Origin of the sequence: Algoriphagus winogradskyi, from assembly GCF_900182815.1 — a bacterium.
In the GTDB taxonomy this organism is placed as follows: Bacteria; Bacteroidota; Bacteroidia; order Cytophagales; family Cyclobacteriaceae; genus Algoriphagus; species Algoriphagus winogradskyi.
In genome coordinates this window covers 368,188-390,711 of record NZ_FXUA01000002.1, presented here as the reverse complement: position 1 = coordinate 390,711, position 22,524 = coordinate 368,188, and the positions used below count along the sequence as shown (strand labels likewise).

Sequence of the window (22,524 nt, the reverse complement as noted above, 5' to 3'; positions counted from 1 at the left end):
TAAACTATGAAAAAACTCTTACCATTTTTATCTCTAATTATTCTTGCATCCTGCGGTGAAAAAGACAGCTCAGAATCAACCAACTCATCCAATCTGGACTTCACGGTAGAGATAGACACAGTCCAGGTAGATCCAGGCGATGATCATTTTATTTATTTGGCTAAGTTTTTACGTTCATCTTCCCTCAGCTCAGATAAGAAAACACTCTATAATTTCAACCCCGCCGTTCCCGAATTGGAAGTTATTGACCTAGATGAGTTAATACTCAAGGAGGTGATAAAGCTGGAAAATGAAGGACCAACAGGAATTAACGCTGCGAATTCATATATACCTATGGTTCATGTCTCTGACTCCGGCGAACTCTTCCTGAATAATTGGTCTCACATGATTAAACTCAATGCAGCGAAGGATAAGAAAAGTAGGTATTGGTTTTCTTCAGACTCATTGAAAGGAGAATCATTGTCAGAGGTTGAAAAGATATACCCTGAGGGATTTATGTCAGATGATGGAAAATTCTACTTTAGCAACTATGGAAAGCAGGATAATAGCCACAAAAATGGTCTCGCCATAGTGAATCTCAATTCCAAGGAACTAAAAAAAGTGCCACTGGATATTTTTGAAAAAATCGAACAATTTGAAATTGTATTTAGACCTAATGAGGATTCTAAAACGTCTGTCTCAGAGACAGTTTTTTACCTCCCATTTGAGGACAAAATTCTTATTTCAACTACAGCATATAATGAAATCTATCAAGTAAGCATTTCTGATGGCAGCGTAGAAAAAAAATCATTCCACTCTGAACTTACCGACGATGCCAAGCAAGGTAATTTTCAGAAAACTGCTGGTTCTGATAAAGAGCTAATGGATCTCGCAATGGAAAAAGTAAAAGAGATTCATTTCCTCAAGTTTCATTACGATGATCAAAATGAGAAATTCTGGAGATTTAGTACTTCACTCGATCGCATGATTGGCGATTCAGCCACCTACGATATTGTACTTACAATTTTTGACAAAGATCTCACGCAACTTCACGAAGAAAAGGTGGACTATTCTGAAAAGGGTTCACTCACATTCTTCAAAGACGGCATGCTCTACTCCTACATTAATCTAGAAGATGAGCTTGGTTTTGTCAGAATCAAACCTACCTATGAATAAACTTAGACTACTTGCCCCGATTATTCTGGCAGTTTTAGCCAGCTGCGGCACTAAAGACGGTGCTGAAAATACGCAGGTAGAATCAATCTCTTTCAGCTATCAAATCGACACGGTATACATCGATGCCAAGGACGAGTTTCTATTCCTGAATATGGGACTTTACATATCCGATTACGATCCCAAAACTGACCTTTTATACAACCTTAATCCACAAACCAGCCGGATGGAAGTGATCGATATGAAAAAGGGGGAACTACTAGAAATCATCCAGTACGATCAAGACGGCCCAAATTCCGTCAAAGAAATGTTCACTTCTGGTACCAAAATTACTGATTCTGGAGAGAAGTGGTTTACAGATTATAGATCTATTATTCATCTCAATGCGGCGGGTGAAAAAGTGGGTCAGTTCCGGCTCAGCAACGCAAGTTTTTCGGGCGATACCCTTCCAGACAAAATGGAAATTGACGGCATGGGTAAAATCAACCGCTCAGGGAAATACTTCGTCAGTCACTATGGAGATTATCTTTTGGATGGTGAAGGACTTCAAGGCTTAGCTATCTTAGACCTGGAGCAGCTAAGCAAGCGCTTAATCAAGTTGGACGTATTTCAATCGCTCGAGAAGTACGAATTATCTTCACCAGACGGCGAGCGGGCTGGCGCGAGGGCTGGAGAACGGAGTTTTATAACACTTACAGAAACTGAAATTCTACATTCCAATTCAGCACATAATCGACTCTTAAGTCTAAACTTGGAATCTGGAGAGTATCGTGAAATTAAACTTGCCAGTGAATTTTTGCCTGATGAAAAGCCGGGGCTGTATCCTAAAAAGGCAAATTCATTGGAGCAGTTTGATGAATTTCATACCCTGAAGAAGCAGGAAGTGACTTTTGGTCCTTGGAGTCATGATGATGAGCGAGGATACTTCTGGAGAATCAGTCGGGAGAGAAATGGGGGAAGCGCTGCCGACCCTATCTTTTCTTTTTTTATAACTGTACTGGACAGTGGCCTGAACCAGATAGCTGAAACTGAATTAGATGAGGGAGATGCATTGCCTTTTGAAGGACTTCCTTCCCTTAGTTTTTTCAGAAAAGGAGATCTATATATGTTTTTAAATTTAGAAGACGAACTGGCCTTTGTGAGGCTCAAACCAAATTTTAAAGATGAATAGGGTTATACTTTTACTGATACTCCTTGCTTCTGCAAGCTGCTCTTCAGAAAAAAAAGCTGATGGGGAAAACAAGAACTTCCAGTTTTCTTATGAGCTGGACACAGTTTACATCGACTCTAAGGGGGAATTTTTGTTTTTGAACAGAGGATTGGCAGGTTCCACCCTCACCAATGAAGACAAGCTCTACACATTCAACCATCCTAAATACCGAATAGATATTATAGACTTGGATACAAGAGAGTTGATCGATACTATCAAGTTTGAGAAAGAAGGCCCCACAGGTATAGGAACCTTCGGGGTAGACATGATCAATATAACCGATTCAGGTGAATTGTTCTTTTCCTCTTTCACAGGTCTGAGACATGTAGATGCAAATGGGATTCTGAAAAGATCCTTGAATTGGGATGGCGATGAGCGTATCCAGGAGCAGTTGGGAACGGGTGAGCTGATTAGTTTTGATGGAATCATTTCATCTGACGGCTCTAAATTCTATGGCACCTATTCCGGTAAAGGCAGGGGAGGATCCAGCATGGCAGATGGGTTGGCAATTATAGATTTGAATACATTCGAATTGAAATTAATCGAAGTTCCCAAACTGGCTGCGCTGGAGGAATTTACCATAACAGCGGAAATAGATGGTATGATGCCAATGACTAAAGGGGACAATTTCAGCCTTTTGCTAAACGATTCTAAAATTATCATTTCTCAGAATTCAATCAATAGTGTATCTGTTTACGATATTGAAAAGGACAGCCTGCTAACCTACGACTTCCAAACTGATCTTTTGCCTGACCAAAAGCCGGGGAAATTTGAAAGAAAAGTAGCCACCATGGAGGGATATGAAGAGTCCGCAAGAGCTCGGGCCAAAGAGCCTAATTTTGGAAAATTCATGTATGACTTCGAACGTCAATTGTATTACAGGATCAGTTTTCTAGATCAAAAAGGTATTCTTTCCATTTTCGATACAGACTTTAATCTGATCCATGAAGAAGCAGGCCTAGGAGATTATCATGGATTCAAATTCATCCGGGACGGTAAAATCTACCGCTTCATCAATAGCAATGACGAAATGGCTTTTGAAGTCTTAACACCAAAAATTAACTATGAATAAATTCAACTGTTTAATTCTCGCAATCTTAGTCGCCAGCTGCTCTTCGGAGAAAAAATCTGAACACACGGCAGATGAGGACTTTGATTTCAGCTACACAGTAGACACAGTCATAGTGGATGCCGGGGAGCATTTCTTTTTCCTCAATTGGGATTTGAGTTTATCTGATGTCTCCCCAGACCGGAAATACCTGTATAATCTTAATCCTCAATCGCTCCTGCTTGAGATTGTAAACTTGGACGACCTCAAATTAGAGAAGACAGTCCAATTGGAAAAAGAAGGTCCTGATGGAATTGGGCTCCCTTATTATGGGAAAATTCAGGTATTGGAAAATGGTAACATCGATTTGCTTGGTCAGTTTAAAATCCACCTCGTCTCTGAGCAAGGGAAACTGGTCAATACCATTGAATTTGATCAAATCAAAATTCAAAATAATGATCAAAAAGAGGAAGAGAAAATTGGCTGGACCAGCGTACTTTCCGATGATGGCAAATTACTCGCGAGCACTTTAGTCAACTTTGATTACAAAACTCCAGCACAAGGAATTGTTGTGATTGATTTAGCTTCGGGCTTGAATAAATATGTTTCAATGGACTTATTCCAAGAGCTAAAGCAATTTGAAATCATGCATCAAGAAGGCAATGCCCCGGGTATTAGTATTGGCGAATATTCATACTTGAGTTTCATTGATCATAATCTGATTATTTCATCTTCGGCGTACAACGAAGTGTATATTTATGATGTCAACATGGACAGCCTTGATCACTTCAGTTTTAGCGCAAGCCTTACAGCCAACGAAAAAAAAGCAAATTACCCTAATGAGGTACACTCAAATAAAGAATGGGCGGATGCTGAGAAAGCAAAAAACGAACAAGTTTCTTTTGAAGAATTTTTGAAATTACCTGAGCAAAATAGTTTCTGGAGACTGAGTATAGACAAAGACCGCATGATTGCGGATTCTGTTGTTTTCAAGCAGGTAGTCACCTTTTTTGATGCTGATTTTAAGATGCTCAAAGAGCAAGAACTTGAAGAGTTTTATAATTTCAGAAAACCATTCTTTAAGGACGGTATGCTCTATAGTTTTCTCAATATCGAAGACGAAATGGCTTTTATCAGACTGAAACCAACTTTTATGGAGAAGTAAGAATAAATGAAACGTACCAATAAATTGGCTTTATGGATTTTTGACTTTAATTTTTAGGGAATGAAGCAAATCTCTGTTCTGGTACTTTTACTCATGCTTGCCTCCTGCAGTGAGAAACCCGTGGAAGTACAGCTTGCTACAGCCAATGTTTCTCCTGGTTTTAATTATGTGCTCGATACTGTTTTTATCGATGCCGGGGAGGAGCAGATTTATCTGGAAATGGATCTCAGCATGTCGGATTATTCGGCGAGAGAAGGCATCCTATATAACCTAACTCCAGAAAGCGCCAGAGTAGAAGTAATCAATATGGAGACTTTGAAATTGGATAGTATCATCAACTATAAGATCAATGGACCCAACAGTGTCAAGCAATATTTCCCCTTTGGACTCAAGAAAACCTTATTTGACAATACATTTTTTAAAGAATACAAAGTAATCCACAAGCTCAATGCGGAGGGTAAGAAGATAGATAGCTATGAACTCATTAACCGAGAACTATCGGGAGATCGCTTGCCTTTTGATACTGAGATCGATGGACTAGGAGAAATCGCTACGGACGGCTCCTATTTAGCAAGCTTTTATGGTAATTTCAAAATTGGGGGGAACGTACTGGGGATAGCTAAAGTCAGTCTTGTGGATAGGTCTTTAAAGCTTATTCCAATTGACTTTTGGGATCAATTGAAGCAATATACCATCACAGTAGATTATGATATCGGTAAGAGAAATAGTTCGCCCGAATTGAAATACTTGCTTCTGAATGGACCGGATATCATTTTGTCCACCTCTGCCAGCAATGAATTATGGTATTATGATGCAGAAAGCGGCACGGTCACCAATAAAACATACCACAGCCAAATCACTTCGGATAAGAAATCTGGTAACTACAGACAAGACATTACCAATCAACGCCTCTTTATGTATTGGGTAAACCGCAAGAATGATGAGGTAACCTTTGGGCCGTTACTCAAGGATCAAAATGCCCAGCGCTTCTATCGCTACAGCCGAGAACTGGACAAGAGCAATCCACAGAGACCTAAGTATATCTACGTGTTGACAGTTTTTGATGAGACACTGGAGCAGATCCATGAGCAAAAGCTTCAAAATTACATTCCGATTATTGGCAAATACTTCGAAGAAAAAACATTTGTTCACAACGGCTCTATCTATACCTACTTGAAAAAAGAGAATCAGCTGGCCTTTATCCGATTAAAGCCAAGCTTCGAAAATGACTAATGCCTAGGCTCGTCGCCGATGTTCGTGTCTTTAAAGATGCCATCCCCGTGGTCTGTGTCCTCACAGGCCAGACCTAAAAAAAAATAAAATCAGTAGCTCAAAACCGACTCTTTTCGTTTCTCCCCCAACATCAATTATCCATTTGTGGGAAACGAACAGATGCAAGGGTAATTTCCAAACAATAAAAGTCAAGTTGTTTGATATTTTTCTGAACCTTCGCCTCAGTTGACTGTTTTCAGAATAATGAGAACGTCCAAGCAACAACTCACCCTATTTCAGCGGATTGAAAGACTTCATCCCTATGAGACCATGCTCTACTTGGGAATGTTTGGTAGCGGACTTATATTTCTGTTTCTGACTTTTGCGTTTTTGGTCTCTTCCCGAAATCTCCTCTCTGGAATGAACCAAACAGTGCCGGTAGCCTTTGTTGTTTCTACTTTTTTATTGGTATTGAGTGGGTTTTCGGCTACATCTATACGAATCGCTTATCAGGAAGAAAACACTGAAAAGTTACTCAGCACCCTTAGAAATACGGTATTATTAGGATCCGCCTTTACGATCCTGCAAGTAATCGGTTGGTTTGAGTTGAAAGAAAAAGGCATAGAATTTACAGGGATCCCTAGTGGAAGTTTTCTATATGTGCTCAGTGGCATCCATATTTTCCACCTATTAGGAGCCATGATTTTTGGCTTGATTCTTTATTTTCAACTTGAAAAAAGTAGAACCGATGAAATAAAAAAGTTAATAATTCACACCAATCCCTTCGAGAAAATGCGTGTCCGCCTGTTTACTTTTTATTGGCATTTTATGGATGGAATTTGGTTGATTCTCTTTCTTTTATTCGTCCTTAGCTTCTAACAAATCATGAAAATAAACCTATCCACTCAAGTCAACCAAGACTACCTGTCTGTGAAAAACGGCTTTGACGAGACCCTTTTCTCGAAACTAAGTCCGCCATTTCCACCTGTGAAACTGGCGAGATTCGATGGATCTAAGGTTGGGGATCTGGTGTCACTGGAATTGGACTTTTTACTTTTCAAGCAACAATGGACGAGCGAAATCTCAGAGAGCCAAACTACCGCCACGGAATATTACTTTGTGGATATTGGGACACAACTTCCTTTTTTCCTGAAGAAATGGCGACATAAGCACAGAATAATCAAAGAGGGTAATAATTCGATTATCCGGGATGAAATCGAGTTTTCAGCACCTTTTGGTCTGGCTACTGTGCTTTTATATCCAGCGATTTATTTACAGTTTTTGTACCGCAAACCCATCTACAAAAAGATTTTTGCTTAGATCACCGGAAGGTTTTCACAGTTTTCAATCTCACAATCCCCGTAAAGAACAAGAGAATGCGTTCTGATAGCTGATTTAAAAGTTTTGCCTATTTCCTCTTTGATCTCATTGATTTTAGGATCTGAAAATTCCCGGATTTTACGGCATTGATTACATACATGATGATCATGATGCTTGTAAGTAAGTGCTTGTTCGTAGAGTGCTACTTTGTCTTTGAACTGATGCTTTACAGCGAGTCCACTTTCCACCAATAGATCCAGCGTATTATAAATAGTGGCTCGGCTGATGGTATAGCCTTTGTTTCTCATACTCAAAAAAAGCCCTTCCACGTCCATATGCTCGTCTTCTGGAAGAGAGTACAATTCATCTATTACTGAAAATCTCTCGGGCGTTTTCCTACTTCCTTGCTTGGTTAGAAAATTTTCGAAGATTTTCTTAGCCTTTTCTATGAGGGCCTTGTCTGCCATGGGGTCAAAATAATTTAAATTAAAGATGAGTCATTCTCATTTTTTTGACAAACAGGATTGACTAAAGTCAGTAATTTGGTTTCAGTCTAATTAAAACAATACCGATATAATCCGTATACAGATCCAGTTAAATTGGTTGTTTTTGTAAGTTTCCTTATAATATTCACAAAACAGATTAACTTATTAGAACGATCCGGGTTTTCAATATTCTATGTATAAACGCTTACCCTTACTCCTTATATTTTTGCTAGCTGCGCAGCTTCTGTGTAATGGTCAGGTGCCTGGTTTTTTCATGAAAGAGGATAAACGCAAGGTGACCTTACCTTTCTATTCTTCAAATAGCCTGATCATAATCCCTGTATCAATCAATGGAAATACACCATTAAATTTCTTGGTTGATACTGGGGTACGATCTAATATTCTATTTAGCAAAACCCTAGGAGACGCGCTTAATCTGGAATATACACGTAGGATAAAACTGGTTGGTGCTGACGGGGCTGAAGATTTGATGGCTTCAGTATCTCCAATAAACAACTTTGATTTAGGCCCAATTGAAGGAATTTTTCAAAGTTTACTTGTGCTTGAACAGGAGTTTTTGGAGCTGGAGTCTGTGATCGGCGTGCCAGTTTACGGGATCTTGGGTTACGAGTTTTTCAAGTATAACCCAGTGAAAATTAATTACGACGACGGAAAAATAATTTTTTATGAGCCCGGCGCACTAAAGTGGAGACCGCTTTTCTACCGAAAGCTAAACATGGAAGTTCAAGATAATAAGCCCTACATCAATGTAATGGTAAAACAAAAGGACGGCTCTATACTGGAACCAAAACTACTCATCGATACGGGGGCAAATCACGGTCTTTTGCTAAACCGTGAAACGTCCGAAAACATTACCATGCCTCCGCTTTTTATAGAATCTGCATTGGGGCAAAGTCTCGGGGGAGTACTCTACGGCTTCATTGGTCGGGTAGATTACATGAAGCTGGCAAATTTCAAACTAGACGAAGTGCTCACATCCTATCCAAATGAAACCCCCTACAGCTATGTGATCAAAGAATCCGGACGTTCGGGAAGCTTGGGTGCAGAGGTGCTAGGACGCACCAGACTTATTTTTGATTATCAAAGAAACCGTTTACTCGTTCGGAAGGCAGATAATTTTTACGCTCCCTTCCAATTTGATATGAGCGGGATGTCTTTGAAAAAAATAATAGATGATGATAATAGGATTTATATTTCTGAGATACGTGCAGGGTCTCCTGCAGGTCGGGCTGGCTTACAAGCCTATGATGAAATACTTGTTATTAATAAAGTTCCAACGTTCATCTGGGAACTGTCAGAAATTAACAAATTGCTCAGGTCTGTACCTGGGAAGAAAATCGAACTGGAGATTCGTAGATATGAGTCAGATGACCTTACTAAATACAAAGATCTAAAGTTCAGTCTGATTCTCAGGCAGCAGATTTAAGGTCCTAATTGGTTCCATTAAGATAAAAGCGGTAATTTTGAGAGAAGGAAGGTGAAAAAGTCAAACCTCCCAGTCACAATTACGTGAGTATTCTAGTTTTAAAAATCAATATAAACACATGAAAAAATTTCTTATTCCTATTGGTATCCTGTTGGTGCTCGGTATTTTCATTTACACCAAGGCTGTAGGAACCTATAATACTTTTGTGCAAACAGAGGAAGTGATCAACGGCCAATGGGCTGAGGTAGAGACTCAATATCAGCGTCGTTCTGACTTGATTCCTAACCTGGTAAATACGGTAAAAGGCTATGCAGATTTCGAGCAGGAAACCTTGACAGCAGTTATCGAAGCAAGAGCTAAAGCAACTTCTATGAATGTGGATGCTTCTACTCTTACTCCTGAAAAACTTGCTGAATTCCAAGGAGCACAGGACAACCTTTCCGGCGCTTTGGGCAGATTGCTCGTAAGTGTGGAGCGCTATCCTGAATTAAAGGCAAACCAAAATTTCTTAGAGCTTCAGGCTCAGCTGGAAGGCACAGAAAATAGAATTGCTGTCGCCAGACGTAATTTCAATCAGTCCGTTCAGGATTACAATTCAAATCTTCGAACCTTCCCGAACAACATCTTTGCAGGTTGGTACGGGTTTGAGCAGAAAGGTTACTTCGAGGCATCCGCAGGAGCTGAGAATGCACCTTCCGTTCAATTTTAATACAACTCATCATGGCTGAGAAATTATTCTCAACAGCAGATCGGGAAGCGATAGTTAATGCGATCCGGTCTGCTGAAGTTTCCACCTCTGGAGAAATTCAAGTGCATATAGAAAGTCGATGCAAAGGCGAGGTACTCGATCGCGCGGTGAAGGTATTTGACACCCTCAAAATGCACCAGACCAAAGATCGAAACGGCGTACTATTTTACTTGGCTGTTGTCGATAAGCGCTTTGCCATTCTCGGTGACAAAGGCATCAACGAAGTAGTTCCGGAGGATTTCTGGGAAAAAATAAAAGAACACATGACCGGCTTATTCAAGCAAGGTCAATTTACACAAGGTCTGATCGACGGCATCCACATGGCCGGTGAGCAACTTGGAGCGCATTTCCCCTATCAGGGGGATTCAGACATAAACGAACTTCCTGATGAGATTTCTTTTGGATCATAAGATCCTACCTATCACCTTACTTTATCTTTTATTCTCACTTGGCCTTCAGGCGCAGGACTTCCCTCCTGTACCTAACCCGCCTAGGTTAGTGACCGACTTCACCAACACACTTTCTGCTTCCGAACTAGGACAGTTAGAGAGTAAACTAGTCGCATACAATGACAGCACTTCCACGCAGATAGCCATCGTGATGATGCGATCTGTGGGGCAATACGACATTTCTGATTATGCTTTTCGCCTAGGACAAGCTTGGGGAATTGGCGGAGGAGAAAATGACAATGGGATTTTGATTCTTGCTGCTATGGACGATCGAAAAGTCTTCATAGCTACTGGATATGGAATGGAAGGAGCAGTTCCTGATGCATTGGCAAAGCGAATTGTGGAAAACTTGATCCTTCCCAATTTCCGGAAGGAAGCCTATTATGAAGGTCTCAATGAGGCTACAGATATGATTTTCAAACTCGCCTCAGGAGAATATAAGGCTGAGGATATTGAATCGACTGGAAATGGCGGAGGAGCAATTTTTATGATTTTATTCCTCATTTTCATTTTTGTAATTCTTCCAATGTTGAAAAATCGCAACGACAATAACAATCATATGGGAGGCAGAGGCGGAGGAGTAGACCTGTGGACTACGATTATGCTCGCTAACATGCTAGGTGGCGGTGGTAGATCTTCTGGCGGCTTCGGCGGCGGTGGAGGATTTGGTGGCGGCGGAGGCGGAGGCTTCGGCGGCTTCGGAGGAGGCGGCTTCGGCGGCGGTGGAGCTGGAGGAAGCTGGTAAGGATAGAAATTGAGATTTTAAAAAACGCTTTGATTAGCGTTTTTTTTTGCGCCAAAAATGGCAGAGCTTCATCGAAGAAAGTGCTTTTGATCATAAAAACACTTAACAAGAGAATAAATTACGTAGTAAAGTAAGTATTAATACGTATTTTTTCATAAGTTTAGCCAAGATACCACAGCAAGATGATTTCAGTTTCTGAAGCTTTAGAATTAATCAAAACTCACACTAGCCAGTTGCCTAGTGTAAAAAGGCACCTTAGGGATTCTTATGGCTGCTATTTGGCAGAAGAAATTTTAGCTCCGATCAGTTTGCCTACATTTCGTCAGTCTGCCATGGATGGCTATGCCTTTCGAAGAGGAGAAATAGAAGAGCTAGAAGTGGTGGGTGAGTGCAAGGCAGGAGATGCGACCGATTTTGAGATTTTAGCAGATCAAGCCGTGCGCATTTTCACTGGAGCTCGTGTGCCTGACCAAGCAGATACAGTAATCATGCAAGAGCATGTGGTAGTGAATGGACCTAAAATAGCCATTCAAAAAATGCCTGAAAAATCCACAAATGTGAGGGAAATAGGCGAACAAATTCAAGCTGGCGAACAAGTATTGCCAGCCGGGACCAGAATCACCGAATCCATCATTGGTTTTTTGACCAGTTTTGGGATCACAGAGGTTTTAGTCACTAACAAACCCAAAATTACGCTGATCGTTACGGGAAACGAGCTTCAGGAGGCAGGAAGCCCTCTCAGGCCCGGGGCCATTTACGAGAGCAATGCGATCATGCTTGAAGCTGCACTGAAATCAAGAGGATATGATTCAGTGCAGCTTTTAAAAGTCGTTGATGACCTGGAGGCGACCAAACGAGCTATTAAGTCTGGGCTCGAGAGTGACCTGTTGTTGATCTCAGGAGGTATATCAGTTGGTGATTACGATTTTGTCGAGGAGGCCTTGCAGGCAAATGGAGTTCAGAAAATTTTCTATAAAATCAACCAAAAGCCAGGAAAACCACTATGGTTTGGCCGGTCAGATAAAACATTGGTTTTTGCTTTGCCAGGGAATCCTGCTTCCTCACTTACTTGCTTTTTGATTTATGCTCTTTCGGCGCTGAAAATCATGTCAGGCGACCCTGATTACGACTTAAACTTCCAGTCTGGAGTGCTACAGCATCGTACATATAACAAGTTTGGAAAGACTCTTTTTATACTTGGAACAGAGAAAAATGGGGATTTGGATATATATCCAAAACAAGCCTCTAGCATGTTGATTTCCTATGCTTTGGGAAATGCGTTAGTACTTGTCCCGGCAGAAAAAGAAATCCTTGAAGCTGGAGAGTCTGTTCTTTACTTACCGATAAACAGACATTAGCAAGGGATTTATAGAGAATCGAGGAATGAAAAATTCAGCAAACATATCGGCTTACGTACTCTGTGGAGGAAAAAGCACAAGAATGCAGTCTGAAAAAGGACTCGTCCTCTACAAAGGGAAACCTTTTATACGATGGATAGTCGAAGCAATCATGCCGATCACGTCCAATATCATCTTAGTCACGAGTAATGGGGATTATACCTTTATGGGATTGCCGATGATAGAAGATACCTATGCAGACAAAGGCCCTGTTGGAGGGATTTTTACCGCTCTCAATCATACAGATACCGAGCAAAATCTAATTCTCAGCTGTGACGTGCCTAAGATTACAACTAGCCTTCTCGCAAAACTAACCACAGAATCAAAACAAAAAGATGCACTGATCACCTTTCTTAGCGATGACAAAAATGATTATCCTTTGATTGGTGTTTATAAAAAAAAGGCCTTAAAAACATTTTCTGATGCTATTTCAGCAGAAAAATTGAAGCTCTGTCCGCTGGTGAATTCGATCTCGCATCATAAAATCATAATCAATACTGAAGAAAAGTCACTCGTTCAGAATATCAATAGTAAAGCAGAATTACATGCGCTCAACCTACTAGACCTATGAAAACTATCACTGGCAAATCGCCGAAACTTACGCTAATTGGTGCTGGCCCTGGCGATCCAGAGCTACTTACGTTAAAAGCCGTGAAAGCGCTATGCCATGCAGATGTGGTGCTTTATGATTCGCTGGTTAATGAGGAAATCCTACAACATGCCAATCGGGCATTGTTGGTTTTTGTGGGAAAAAGAAAAGGTAATCACAGCCATACACAGGACGAGATCAATGAGCTCATCGTGAATTATGCAACTGAATTTGGGCATGTAGTCCGGGTAAAAGGTGGTGACCCATTTGTTTTTGGAAGAGGAAAAGAGGAAGAAAACTATGCTTTGTCACATGGAATTGAAGTAGAAGTGATTCCAGGAATTTCTTCCAGTGTGGCCGTTCCTGCTTCGGTAGGAATTCCAGTGACCGCGCGTGGAGTGGCCGAAAGCTTCTGGGTGATTACCGGCACCACTAGCAATCGGGAGCTATCACATGATTTGACCCTAGCCGCCCAATCCTCAGCAACAGTGGTGGTACTCATGGGTATGAGCAAACTGAAAGAAATAGCTGCGATTTATACTTCCTTTAGCAAGCAGGATTTACCTATAGCCATCATACAAAACGGTACCAAATCGGAGCAAAAAGAAGTGGTAGGAACTATTCAAAACATCGTAGAAATCAGCGAGAACCAACGAATAGCAGCGCCTGCCGTTATTGTCATTGGCGAAGTGGTGCATCTGGCACGAGTGAAAAAACAATTGAAAGAAGACTGGGTTTTAGAAGACGAATTTATTTTCCAAAACCTGAATACCTTGCCGTTTAGTAATTAATACGATCGATCTGTATTAACTTGAAGCTATGATTACAGTGAATTATTTTGGAAATATCGCAGAAGCAGCGCAGAGCAGTTCGGAGACTTTGGACCATGACTCTATGAGTTTGGTTGATCTGCTTGAGTTGTTAGACTCTAAATATTCCATAGCCCAATTCCCTTTTCAGGTAGCAGTCAATAGAAAAATTGTCTCGAAGCAACAAGCTCTGAATATTTCTGATTCAGACGAAGTAGCACTACTTCCACCATTTGCAGGAGGATAAAATGGAAAGATATCAGCGACAAATCATTCTTCCAGGTATCGGAACTTCCGGTCAGCAAAAGCTTAAGTCAAGTAGCGTTTTGGTGGTGGGAGCAGGTGGTTTGGGCTGTGCGGTTTTACCATATTTAGTTACTGCCGGGGTAGGGAGAATTGGGATTGTGGATGGAGATCGTGTAGAAGAAAGCAACCTTCACAGGCAAGTTTTATATCAAGAGAATTCTATTGGTTCACTAAAAGTAGAATCGGCTCAGAAGGCTCTATTGGGATTGAATTCTACCACTCAGTTTGAGATAGTTCCTGAGTTTCTGTCTGAAGAGAACGTGGATAGCTTGCTTGAATCCTATGATTTGGTCATCGACGCAACGGATACAATTGAGGTGCGCTATACTTTAGATGCTGCATGTATCCGCCACAGCAAGCCTATGATCTATGGGTCTATATTCAGATTTCAGGGCCAGGTTTCAGTTTTCAATTTTCAAGGAGGTCCTTCTTATATTAGCCTATTTCCACAGGAAGACAAAGTGGTTTTGAACTGTGAAGAAGCTGGTGTGTTAGGAACTACTGTAGGAATGATAGGAATGATTCAGGCAAATGAAGCGCTGAAAATCATACTCGGAATTGGTGAGGTACTTTCAGGGAAAATCTTGGTTTATAACATGCTCACTAATGATCAGCAGATATTCCACTTGGCGGATGAGCCAATTCGAGATGCAAAAAACACTGCATCTGCACAGGTGGTTTTGACTGATCCAGAGCTTATTTTGATACAAGAAGGATTACTGCTTGATGTGAGGGAAGCTGGGGAGCAACCCGAAATCCCTTCCGGTTTTTGCTTAAATATCCCTCTTTCTGAGCTGGAAAGTAGGCTTTCCGAATTAAATAAGGAGAGTGAAATTACGTTGTTCTGCCAAGCTGGAGGAAGAGCGATTCAAGCTGGAAGATTGCTTCAAAAAGCAGGATTCAATAAAATTAGAGCCGTCAGAGGTGGAGCAAAAGATATATTGAAATTGATTGAATATGAAAAAAGTATTTCTTGAAGGAGCGATTTCTCCTGAATTTATAGCTGATTCTATTGCGAAGCATCAAGGCAAGCATAGCATTGGTGCACATAACATTTTCCTTGGTCAGGTTCGTGCAGATGAAGTTGGTGATAATAAAGTGGTTGCCATAGAATACACGACTTATGAGGAAATGGCAAATGAAAAGCTGTATGAAATCCGAGAAGCGGCTTTCGAGAAATTCAATTTGACTTGCCTACACATTTATCATAGTCTGGGTGAGGTGAAAGTCGGAGATATTTGCATTTTTGTTTTCGTTTCCTCTCCACGAAGAAAGCAAGTGTATGAGGCCACAGAATGGCTCGTGAATCAAGTGAAAGAGCATGTTCCGATTTTCGGCAAGGAGATTCTTGATAATGCAGATCATCAGTGGAAGGTAAATAGTTGAACATTAAATGAAGAGTGTTATTTCCCTAATTGGTTCACTACTTATTTTGACCTTATTAAGTTGTGAGAAAAGAGTCGTTGGAAAATATTGGTTGAATCAGTCAAAAGTTAGCGACGCATTTAATTTCGAGAAATCTATAACACGATCCGTTGAAAAAATAGAACAAATAGCATTTCTATCTGAAAGTGTTTTTCCAAAGATCGATGAATTCGAGATTGCTCAACCTTTAATTTTTAAAAGAAGTAATAATGAGTTTTTAACTCTACATACAGAATACTTCTTTTCAGAAAAAGATTCTATTCTTAGGTACATAAGCTATGATTGGGAGAAAGAGAGATACAGTAGTTATCAGCAGAAATCTCAAATGTGGAAAATAGAGAGTAAAAAACTTGATTTATATGTTTTTGAATACGAAAAAATCAAAAGTGAACTAATGGGTGAACTGGGTATTCCATCCTTCTATGATGAAATTCCTCTAGAGGTTAAGAAAAAAAATGATACACCTTCTTACTCTGATACACCTACTTATTCTAAGGAAACGATTTGGGAGAACAAAAGGACATACTCAAAACTGAACTTGATATTTGGTAATCAAACATATAGAATTAGGTTCAGTCATTATTGGAAATAACTTAATTACCAGAAGAATAAGATTAAAAGAAACAAATGGTAGATATCACACATAAAGTCACCACACTTCGTACGGCAAAAGCTCAGGCGATTGTACATGTCAGTTCAGCTGAGACCATTGCAGCTGTGGTGGAAAACCGGGTTCCAAAAGGCAATGTGTTCGAAATGGCTAAAGTGGCGGGGCTTTTCGCAGTGAAAAACACCCACATTACTATTCCTGATTGTCATCCACTTCCTGTGGAATATACCGCAGTGGAATACGAGATTGATGGATTGGAAATACGGATTTTTATCACGGTAAAGACTGTATATAAAACAGGAGTAGAGGTAGAAGCCATGCATGGAGCTTCAGTGATTGCGCTTACTATGTATGATATGTTGAAGCCCATTGACAAGGGAATTGTAATTCGGGAAATTGGTTTGGTGGAAAAGACGGGTGGAAAATCAAGTTTCAAAGACAAAAACCCGAAAGAAATCCAAGCTGCTGTCGTGGTTTGCTCTGACTCCATTTCTAAGGGAATCAAGGAAGATAAAGCAGGAAAAGTTATTGTGGATAAGTTGAAGACGCATGGTGTGAACGTGACTTCTTATGAGGTAATTCCTGATGAGTTGGAACTGATCCGGGCCCGGACTTTTGAACTTACAGAGAGTAATCAATTAGTGATTTTTACTGGGGGAACTGGACTCTCCCAAAGAGACGTTACACCGGAAGCCTTAGAGCCGATTTTGGAGAGAAGAATACCAGGTGTGGAGGAAGCAATTCGTAGCTATGGACAGAGGATTATGCCATTTGCTATGCTCTCTAGATCGGTGGCTGGCACTATTGGGGATAGCATAGTCTTGGCTTTACCAGGATCTACGAATGGCGCAAAAGAATCAATGGATGCGGTTTTTCCACATTTATTGCATGTTTTTAAAATACTAAAAGGAGCTAATCATGACCCAATCGGGTAATATTCAGGAGCTAAAAGACAAATTTGGGAGGATCCACAATTACCTGCGGATCTCCTTAATTGAGAAGTGCAATTTGCGCTGTAGCTACTGCATGCCCGCTGAAGGAATTCCCTTAAGTCCAAAAGCTCACTTGATGAGTGCTGATGAGGTGCTGGAATTTGCCCGGATCTTTGTAGGCTTAGGAGTGAATAAAATTCGACTCACTGGCGGAGAGCCTCTGCTTCGGAAAGATATCGGGGTGATACTCGATGGACTTTCAAAAATGCCCGTGGATCTTTCGATTACAACCAACGGATTATTGATCGATAGACATGTGGATAACTTCCAAAAACTAGGTATTAAAAAGATCAATTTCAGTCTGGATACACTGAAGGAAGAACGCTTTCAAGAACTTACCAGAAGAACAGGTTTCCAAAAAACCCTAGACAACTTTGAACTACTTCATGACAATGGCTTCGATCTGAAAATTAATGCTGTACTGATCAAAGGCATCAATGATGATGAGTTAATTGACTTTGTGGAAATGACCAAGGACTATCAGGTTTCGGTTCGTTTTATAGAATTCATGCCATTTGATGGCAATCAATGGGATCGCTCCAAGATGGTTTCAGAGAAGGAAGTTCTCAGCCAACTAGGTTCCTACTTCGGTGCCGAGAAGATTTCTGCTCTTCCAAATGAGGACAATTTCACCGCTCGTAAATTTAAGATATCCGGCTACCAAGGAGATTTTGGAATCATTTCTTCCGTTACCAACCCATTCTGCGGCACCTGCAATCGAATTCGACTTACGGCGAATGGTCGTATCAAAAACTGTCTTTTTTCAAATCAGGAAACTGACTTATTAGCAGCTATGCGTGCTGGGGAAGATGTGGAAACGCTGATTTTAGAATCCATCCTAAATAAAAAGGCTGTGCGTGCAGGAATGGATAGTATGGAAAAAATCTCCGACCCAACACTTCATTCTGATAATAGAAGTATGATTGCGATTGGGGGGTGAGGACGATTTTAGATGAGCAATTTTTTGATTTTGATTAGTTAAAGTCTTTGAAATTTTTGTTTATAAATCGTTAGCAATTTGCCTTTTATTCAATGTGATACCATTGATATTTTTTACCGTTCCAGAATATAATTCCACCACCGTGAGTTTCAGTTACACTCATATAAATTCCGTCTCCAGTAAGTTTGAAATTTTGAGATTCGTCAGGTCCGAGCAAATCTCCGGTTTCTTCATCAACTAATTCAGGCGCTACTATTTCACCTTTTGGAATTGTTTCAAATATTTCAATCCATTTTAAGTCAGTCATATTGTCGACTTCTTTACCAGCTCCGAAAACATAGGTTTCTTGATTCTCTGAATTATGAATTATTAAAATCCCATTCTTTTGATTGTTTTTGTTTTTTACTTGAGAAGCAAAATCTATTATATTATCACCGTTAAAATCTCCTTTTAAGAATGTATTAGCTACCAATTCCAATGAGTCAGGAACCCTTGCTAAATCGACTTCTTTATTGTGTTCAAATTTTCCTTCCCTCTTCTCCTTACAAGACAAAAAGCTCAAAATAAGAATAATAATTGTTACGGGTAATCTCATTTTTATGCTTCTTATCAACAGTCATACTTACCCCTACCAAACCACTCTACTAATTTCGTCAATACTCAATTGTACATGGTTTGATTGGCTTTTATTAAAACCCAATTGTTTTCGTGGCCTGTGTCCTCACGGGACTTAAGTGCTCCATATTCCGGTTTGTGAAGACACAGACTTGGGGCACAGAGTTCTTTGTAACTTCTACTTTAATTCCATTTTCACTAACTATTACACATTCTATTGCTCCAGTTTAAATAGGGTAAAAATAGAGCATGCCACAGTCAAGTAGTTCTGTTATTTCTTAGATATGTTTTACTGTAGGAGTCATGATTTGAACAAGTTATTTCACTAATTTATAATCGTTTATCAGAAGTTGAGTAGAGAGATTGAGATGGACTGCAAGATTTCTGACCATCTCCACGGTCAATTTTTTCTTACGATTCAGCACTTCAGAAACTCGACTTTTACCTCCAATTATTCCAACTAAGTCTTTTTGCTTTAAGTCCATTTCTTCCATTCGTATTTTAATAGCCTCTATAGGATCTGGAGCTTCAATTGGGAAATTAGTTTTTTCATACTCATCAATAAGTAGGGCTAATACGTCAGCTTCATTACTTTCTGCTGTCCCCTCTTTAGCTTCAAAAAGTTGATCAAGTCGTGCTAGAGCGGTTTGATATTCATGTTCGGATTTTATGAGTTTTAGAGTCATGGCTAGTTAGATTGTATCAGCATTTATTTTGTCATATTCTGCGTGGGTACCTATGAAGCGAATAAAAATCCATTGCTTTTCAAAGTTGAACTTTACAATTAGGCGATATGAGTTTCCTTTAATGTTGAAGACTATTCTTTCATTTTTAAGAACACTTGCATTTGCATAACTTTTCTTAACATCGTTGGGCGTTTTCCAACTACTTCCCATTGCTGTTTCATACCATGTCTTTAGGTATTGCTCTGAGTCAGCATGCTTTTCCCAAAATTCGCGTAAGGTTCGTTTTGCAAAAATCCTCTCCATTGAATAGTGTTAGAATAACAAAAATAAAACCAAAGTTCGTAAAACGAGAACATTTCGGAAAGTATTATATTTCCCTATTTCTTAGTCATATGCATAAGGTTAGGGTTTCACCTTGCTGCCTTCTTACCGCTTCTCCTTTTCGCCACTAGGTAGATATAAGCCACATCCAAAACAAAAATGACTGAACCTATATAAAGAATTGGTTCATGTACGCCTCCGCCTCTATTAGAACCGATTATTCCAAATAATATCGTTAATGGCAGGGTTCCAATAAATTTTGCAATCGCCAAGGTTAGGGATTGCCCCTGCAAACCAGGTCTTCGGTAATACATTCTAATGAATAGGAAGGACATCAAAATACACTGAAGAAAACCCATGTAAAGTGCTCCAAGTACTATTCCAACCCATTGAAAAACGAAATGCTGTAAGACTAGGCAGCCTATTAGGTATACTATTGCCTGAATATAAAAAGTGCTCTTTTTGGTAGATACTTCCTTAATTCCATACTTAAAATACATGTACAGAATACCACAGTCCAGAAGTAACCAGAAGGCATTGAAAAAGCTAGACACATGGGTCCCAAACTCAAAGAAGCCAGGAACAGTATAGTACAGCTCCCAAGTAAAATTAAGACCAAGTGCTATAAAAGGAATACCATAGGACTTGTCCTTATACCCTACCCTTAAAGCCTCTATATATGTAATAATCCAGCCTATTCCACAGATAGAAAGCAGGATGGTACTAGTTGTCATAAAGAATTATTAATCACGAACATGAAACTCATTCTAGGTAGAAATTGAGGATGAATACCCACAAAATAGTGCCCCAAGCTACTTTTTGACGGGCAAATCTCCTTCTAAAAGGCTGGCAAGTTAAGGAAAAAGAAAATATCTGAGGGTTGATTATGTAAGAAAGTGATTTTTGTCAGGTAGGGCACTTTTTCCTACCGCTGAGCATTATCTAAGTGGATATTCTGGTAGATTTCAGCGTATTTTATAAAATAAAAGCAAAGTTGACGCTAAGCCCTAAACGGCAACTCTTCATTATGAAAAATCAATTAATAAGCTATCTAACCCAACTGCTAGATACCTCAGCTAATCATAAAGGCTTGGATTGGCTCAATAAACAAGTTGAAAAGATCAGCTCCGAAGGAACTCCTTCGAAGTTTTTTCTCGCCTTCAGCCAAGCATCCAGATTCTTCAAAAAGGAAAAACTCACGCTTTCACAGGATAAACTTGCTCAAGCAAACGAACTGGCCACAGGGTTTCAACCTGAGCATTGGGATGAATTACAAACTGCCAGAACTGTATTGATGTTAAGTTATCCACAGGAAAAAGTAGCTTGGTTTGCAGCAATGAATCAGCTTTTTGAAACGGCTGACATGCATGAGCATCAAGCACTTTTCGCGGCTTTACCACTTATGCCTTTTCAGGAGGATTTAATTCCTAGAGCCATTGATGGCCTTCGTACTAATATTTCCCTTGTTTTTGATGCGATTGCTTTAAACAATCCTTTTCCAGCAAAGTATTTCCCGGAAGCCAATTGGAATCAAATGGTTCTTAAAGCAATATTTATGCAACGCCCACTTTATAGAATTCAAGGATTAGAGGGGAGAAGAAACCTAGCTTTGGCAGCGATTGCAAGGGATTTTGCTCATGAGCGCTGGGCAGCAGGCAGAGAGGTGATGCCAGAAATATGGAGACTAGTTGCTCCCTTTGTCAATGAAATGTATTTAGAGGATCTGAAAAAAACTTTGGCAACTGGAGATGATCTTCAAGTAAAAGCAGCATTATTGACCTTAAGGGAATCGGCGTTTACAGAGGCAAAGTCTTTGCTCGAATCTTACCCTGACCAAGTTGCCGCTCTTGATATGGATGCCATAGCTTGGGAAAGCATTGGCTCGGAGTTTCAGCGAACTCGCGTTTAATCCCTAATTTTACATTACCCTTTCTAAAATAAATAATCATGTATATAGATCCACATATCCACGTCGTATCCCGTACTACTGACGACTATGAAGCCATGCAAAAAGCTGGAATTGTTGCCGTCATTGAGCCAGCGTTTTGGCTAGGACAGCCAAGAACAGAAGTTGGAAGCTTCAAAGATTACTTCAGCACGCTCGTAGGTTGGGAGCGTTTTCGTGCCAGTCAGTTCGGCATTGTACATTACTGCACGATGGGGTTAAACTCTAAGGAAGCGAACAATGAACCATTAGCTGAACAAGTAATGGAGCTTTTGCCTTTATATGTGGGCAAAGAAGGTGTGGTGGCAATAGGCGAAATAGGGTACGATGATCAGACTGAAGCTGAGGACAAGTTTTATAGACTTCAGTTGGAACTGGCAAAAGAAGTGGATCTCCCTGTGCTTATCCACACTCCTCACAGAGACAAAAGAAAAGGTACAATTCGCAGTATGGATGTATCCGAAGAGCATGGGTTGGATCCGAAAATGGTGATCGTAGATCATAACAATGAAGAGACCGTAAAGGAAGTGTTGGATCGGGGCTATTACGCTGGATTTACCATTTATCCACATACCAAAATGGGTTCTGAGCGCATGGTAGAAATCGTGAAGCAATACGGGCCAGAAAGAATAATCGTCAATTCCGCTGCAGATTGGGGAATTTCAGACCCTTTGGCTGTGCCAAAAACAGCTGACCTCATGCGTAAATCTGGAATCCCAGAAGAACATATCAAATTGGTAACTTATCAAAATGCATTAACTGCTTTTGGGCAAAGTGGACAAATGGATGAGCAGGATTGGTTGAATGCTGCACCGCTGGACCAAACCAAAAAAATGAGTGGTAATTCTGTTCTTCGTGGTGGACAAACTCCACGAGTGGAAGGTAAATCAAATATTGTAGAAAATTAA

At 40.2% G+C, this 22,524-nt stretch carries 27 protein-coding genes; 22 read left to right on the top strand and 5 right to left on the bottom strand.

The window, feature by feature from the left end:
* Window positions 1-6 precede the first annotated feature (6 nt).
* From QOL76_RS06060 to QOL76_RS06030, 7 genes are all read left to right on the top strand, one after another.
* A complete protein-coding gene (locus QOL76_RS06060; RefSeq protein WP_283412137.1) occupies window positions 7-1,155 on the top strand; it encodes a DUF4221 family protein in 1,149 nt (382 codons plus the stop codon).
* The gene (locus QOL76_RS06055; protein WP_283412136.1) at window positions 1,148-2,323 is read left to right on the top strand and encodes a DUF4221 family protein; all 1,176 of its coding nucleotides are present in this window, start codon (window positions 1,148-1,150) and stop codon (window positions 2,321-2,323) included. The genes QOL76_RS06060 and QOL76_RS06055 overlap by 8 nt, the downstream gene beginning before the upstream one ends.
* Window positions 2,316-3,434 (top strand): DUF4221 family protein, encoded by a 1,119-nt coding sequence (locus QOL76_RS06050; protein WP_283412135.1) that lies wholly within the window; start codon window positions 2,316-2,318, stop codon window positions 3,432-3,434. The genes QOL76_RS06055 and QOL76_RS06050 overlap by 8 nt, the downstream gene beginning before the upstream one ends.
* Window positions 3,427-4,575, top strand: coding sequence for a DUF4221 family protein (locus QOL76_RS06045; RefSeq protein ID WP_283412134.1), 1,149 nt, complete (start codon window positions 3,427-3,429; stop codon window positions 4,573-4,575). Before QOL76_RS06050 ends, QOL76_RS06045 begins: the two co-directional genes overlap by 8 nt.
* 60 nt (window positions 4,576-4,635) lie before the next feature.
* Window positions 4,636-5,808 carry a DUF4221 family protein gene (locus QOL76_RS06040; RefSeq protein WP_283412133.1) on the top strand — a complete coding sequence of 391 codons (1,173 nt, stop codon included), beginning with the start codon at window positions 4,636-4,638 and terminating at the stop codon, window positions 5,806-5,808.
* 243 nt (window positions 5,809-6,051) lie between these two features.
* The gene (locus QOL76_RS06035; protein WP_283412132.1) at window positions 6,052-6,666 is read left to right on the top strand and encodes a cytochrome c oxidase subunit 3; all 615 of its coding nucleotides are present in this window, start codon (window positions 6,052-6,054) and stop codon (window positions 6,664-6,666) included.
* Window positions 6,667-6,672: 6 nt separating this feature from the next.
* Window positions 6,673-7,107 (top strand): SRPBCC family protein, encoded by a 435-nt coding sequence (locus QOL76_RS06030; protein WP_283412131.1) that lies wholly within the window; start codon window positions 6,673-6,675, stop codon window positions 7,105-7,107.
* Here QOL76_RS06030 and QOL76_RS06025 read toward each other — a convergent pair.
* Window positions 7,104-7,574 carry a Fur family transcriptional regulator gene (locus QOL76_RS06025; RefSeq protein ID WP_283412130.1) on the bottom strand — a complete coding sequence of 157 codons (471 nt, stop codon included), beginning with the start codon at window positions 7,572-7,574 and terminating at the stop codon, window positions 7,104-7,106. The two genes, QOL76_RS06030 and QOL76_RS06025, sit on opposite strands and share 4 nt — an antisense overlap.
* Window positions 7,575-7,785: 211 nt before the next feature.
* On the opposite strand from QOL76_RS06025, the gene QOL76_RS06020 reads away from it, so the two are divergent.
* The 13 genes from QOL76_RS06020 to moaA all read left to right on the top strand — a co-directional run bounded on the left by QOL76_RS06020 (window position 7,786) and on the right by moaA (window position 18,049).
* On the top strand, window positions 7,786-9,039 hold the full coding sequence (locus QOL76_RS06020) for an aspartyl protease family protein (protein WP_283412129.1): 1,254 nt from the start codon (window positions 7,786-7,788) through the stop codon (window positions 9,037-9,039).
* 118 nt (window positions 9,040-9,157) lie between these two features.
* Window positions 9,158-9,748 carry a LemA family protein gene (locus tag QOL76_RS06015; protein ID WP_283412128.1) on the top strand — a complete coding sequence of 197 codons (591 nt, stop codon included), beginning with the start codon at window positions 9,158-9,160 and terminating at the stop codon, window positions 9,746-9,748.
* Between the two features lie 11 nt (window positions 9,749-9,759).
* Window positions 9,760-10,197, top strand: a complete 438-nt coding sequence (locus QOL76_RS06010) for a TPM domain-containing protein (RefSeq protein ID WP_283412127.1) — start codon at window positions 9,760-9,762, stop codon at window positions 10,195-10,197.
* Window positions 10,175-10,981, top strand: a complete 807-nt coding sequence (locus QOL76_RS06005) for a TPM domain-containing protein (RefSeq protein ID WP_283412126.1) — start codon at window positions 10,175-10,177, stop codon at window positions 10,979-10,981. Before QOL76_RS06010 ends, QOL76_RS06005 begins: the two co-directional genes overlap by 23 nt.
* 182 nt (window positions 10,982-11,163) lie before the next feature.
* Window positions 11,164-12,339, top strand: coding sequence for a molybdopterin molybdotransferase MoeA (locus tag QOL76_RS06000; protein ID WP_283412125.1), 1,176 nt, complete (start codon window positions 11,164-11,166; stop codon window positions 12,337-12,339).
* A gap of 25 nt (window positions 12,340-12,364) precedes the next feature.
* Window positions 12,365-12,949 carry a molybdenum cofactor guanylyltransferase gene (locus tag QOL76_RS05995; RefSeq protein WP_283412124.1) on the top strand — a complete coding sequence of 195 codons (585 nt, stop codon included), beginning with the start codon at window positions 12,365-12,367 and terminating at the stop codon, window positions 12,947-12,949.
* The gene (cobA, locus tag QOL76_RS05990; RefSeq protein ID WP_283412123.1) at window positions 12,946-13,758 is read left to right on the top strand and encodes a uroporphyrinogen-III C-methyltransferase; all 813 of its coding nucleotides are present in this window, start codon (window positions 12,946-12,948) and stop codon (window positions 13,756-13,758) included. Before QOL76_RS05995 ends, cobA begins: the two co-directional genes overlap by 4 nt.
* 28 nt (window positions 13,759-13,786) lie before the next feature.
* Window positions 13,787-14,023, top strand: a complete 237-nt coding sequence (locus tag QOL76_RS05985) for a MoaD/ThiS family protein (RefSeq protein ID WP_283412122.1) — start codon at window positions 13,787-13,789, stop codon at window positions 14,021-14,023.
* Between the two features lies 1 nt (window position 14,024).
* Window positions 14,025-15,059, top strand: coding sequence for a HesA/MoeB/ThiF family protein (moeB, locus tag QOL76_RS05980; RefSeq protein WP_283412121.1), 1,035 nt, complete (start codon window positions 14,025-14,027; stop codon window positions 15,057-15,059).
* Entirely contained in the window at window positions 15,040-15,468 is a 429-nt protein-coding gene (locus QOL76_RS05975) for a molybdenum cofactor biosynthesis protein MoaE (RefSeq protein WP_283412120.1), read from the top strand. The genes moeB and QOL76_RS05975 overlap by 20 nt, the downstream gene beginning before the upstream one ends.
* 7 nt (window positions 15,469-15,475) lie before the next feature.
* Complete coding sequence (locus QOL76_RS05970) at window positions 15,476-16,099, top strand: hypothetical protein (RefSeq protein WP_283412119.1); 624 nt, start codon at window positions 15,476-15,478, stop codon at window positions 16,097-16,099.
* 35 nt (window positions 16,100-16,134) lie between these two features.
* On the top strand, window positions 16,135-17,052 hold the full coding sequence (moaCB, locus tag QOL76_RS05965; protein ID WP_283412118.1) for a bifunctional molybdenum cofactor biosynthesis protein MoaC/MoaB: 918 nt from the start codon (window positions 16,135-16,137) through the stop codon (window positions 17,050-17,052).
* Window positions 17,036-18,049, top strand: a complete 1,014-nt coding sequence (gene moaA / locus QOL76_RS05960; protein WP_283412117.1) for a GTP 3',8-cyclase MoaA — start codon at window positions 17,036-17,038, stop codon at window positions 18,047-18,049. Before moaCB ends, moaA begins: the two co-directional genes overlap by 17 nt.
* An 85-nt stretch (window positions 18,050-18,134) precedes the next feature.
* Here moaA and QOL76_RS05955 read toward each other — a convergent pair whose 3' ends face one another.
* The 4 genes from QOL76_RS05955 to QOL76_RS05940 all read right to left on the bottom strand — a co-directional run bounded on the left by QOL76_RS05955 (window position 18,135) and on the right by QOL76_RS05940 (window position 20,405).
* Window positions 18,135-18,644 carry a hypothetical protein gene (locus tag QOL76_RS05955; RefSeq protein WP_283412116.1) on the bottom strand — a complete coding sequence of 170 codons (510 nt, stop codon included), beginning with the start codon at window positions 18,642-18,644 and terminating at the stop codon, window positions 18,135-18,137.
* A 337-nt stretch (window positions 18,645-18,981) separates the two neighbouring features.
* A complete protein-coding gene (locus QOL76_RS05950; protein ID WP_283412115.1) occupies window positions 18,982-19,350 on the bottom strand; it encodes a helix-turn-helix domain-containing protein in 369 nt (122 codons plus the stop codon).
* Window positions 19,351-19,356: 6 nt separating this feature from the next.
* Entirely contained in the window at window positions 19,357-19,653 is a 297-nt protein-coding gene (locus QOL76_RS05945; RefSeq protein ID WP_283412114.1) for a type II toxin-antitoxin system HigB family toxin, read from the bottom strand.
* Window positions 19,654-19,760: 107 nt separating this feature from the next.
* A complete protein-coding gene (locus QOL76_RS05940) occupies window positions 19,761-20,405 on the bottom strand; it encodes a transmembrane-type terpene cyclase (protein ID WP_283412113.1) in 645 nt (214 codons plus the stop codon).
* Between the two features lie 293 nt (window positions 20,406-20,698).
* Between QOL76_RS05940 and QOL76_RS05935 the strand changes: the two genes are divergently transcribed.
* Both QOL76_RS05935 and QOL76_RS05930 read left to right on the top strand, forming a co-directional pair.
* Window positions 20,699-21,580: an EboA domain-containing protein gene (locus QOL76_RS05935; RefSeq protein WP_283412112.1), complete on the top strand. Its 882-nt coding sequence runs from the start codon at window positions 20,699-20,701 to the stop codon at window positions 21,578-21,580.
* A gap of 38 nt (window positions 21,581-21,618) precedes the next feature.
* The gene (locus tag QOL76_RS05930; RefSeq protein ID WP_283412111.1) at window positions 21,619-22,524 is read left to right on the top strand and encodes a TatD family hydrolase; all 906 of its coding nucleotides are present in this window, start codon (window positions 21,619-21,621) and stop codon (window positions 22,522-22,524) included.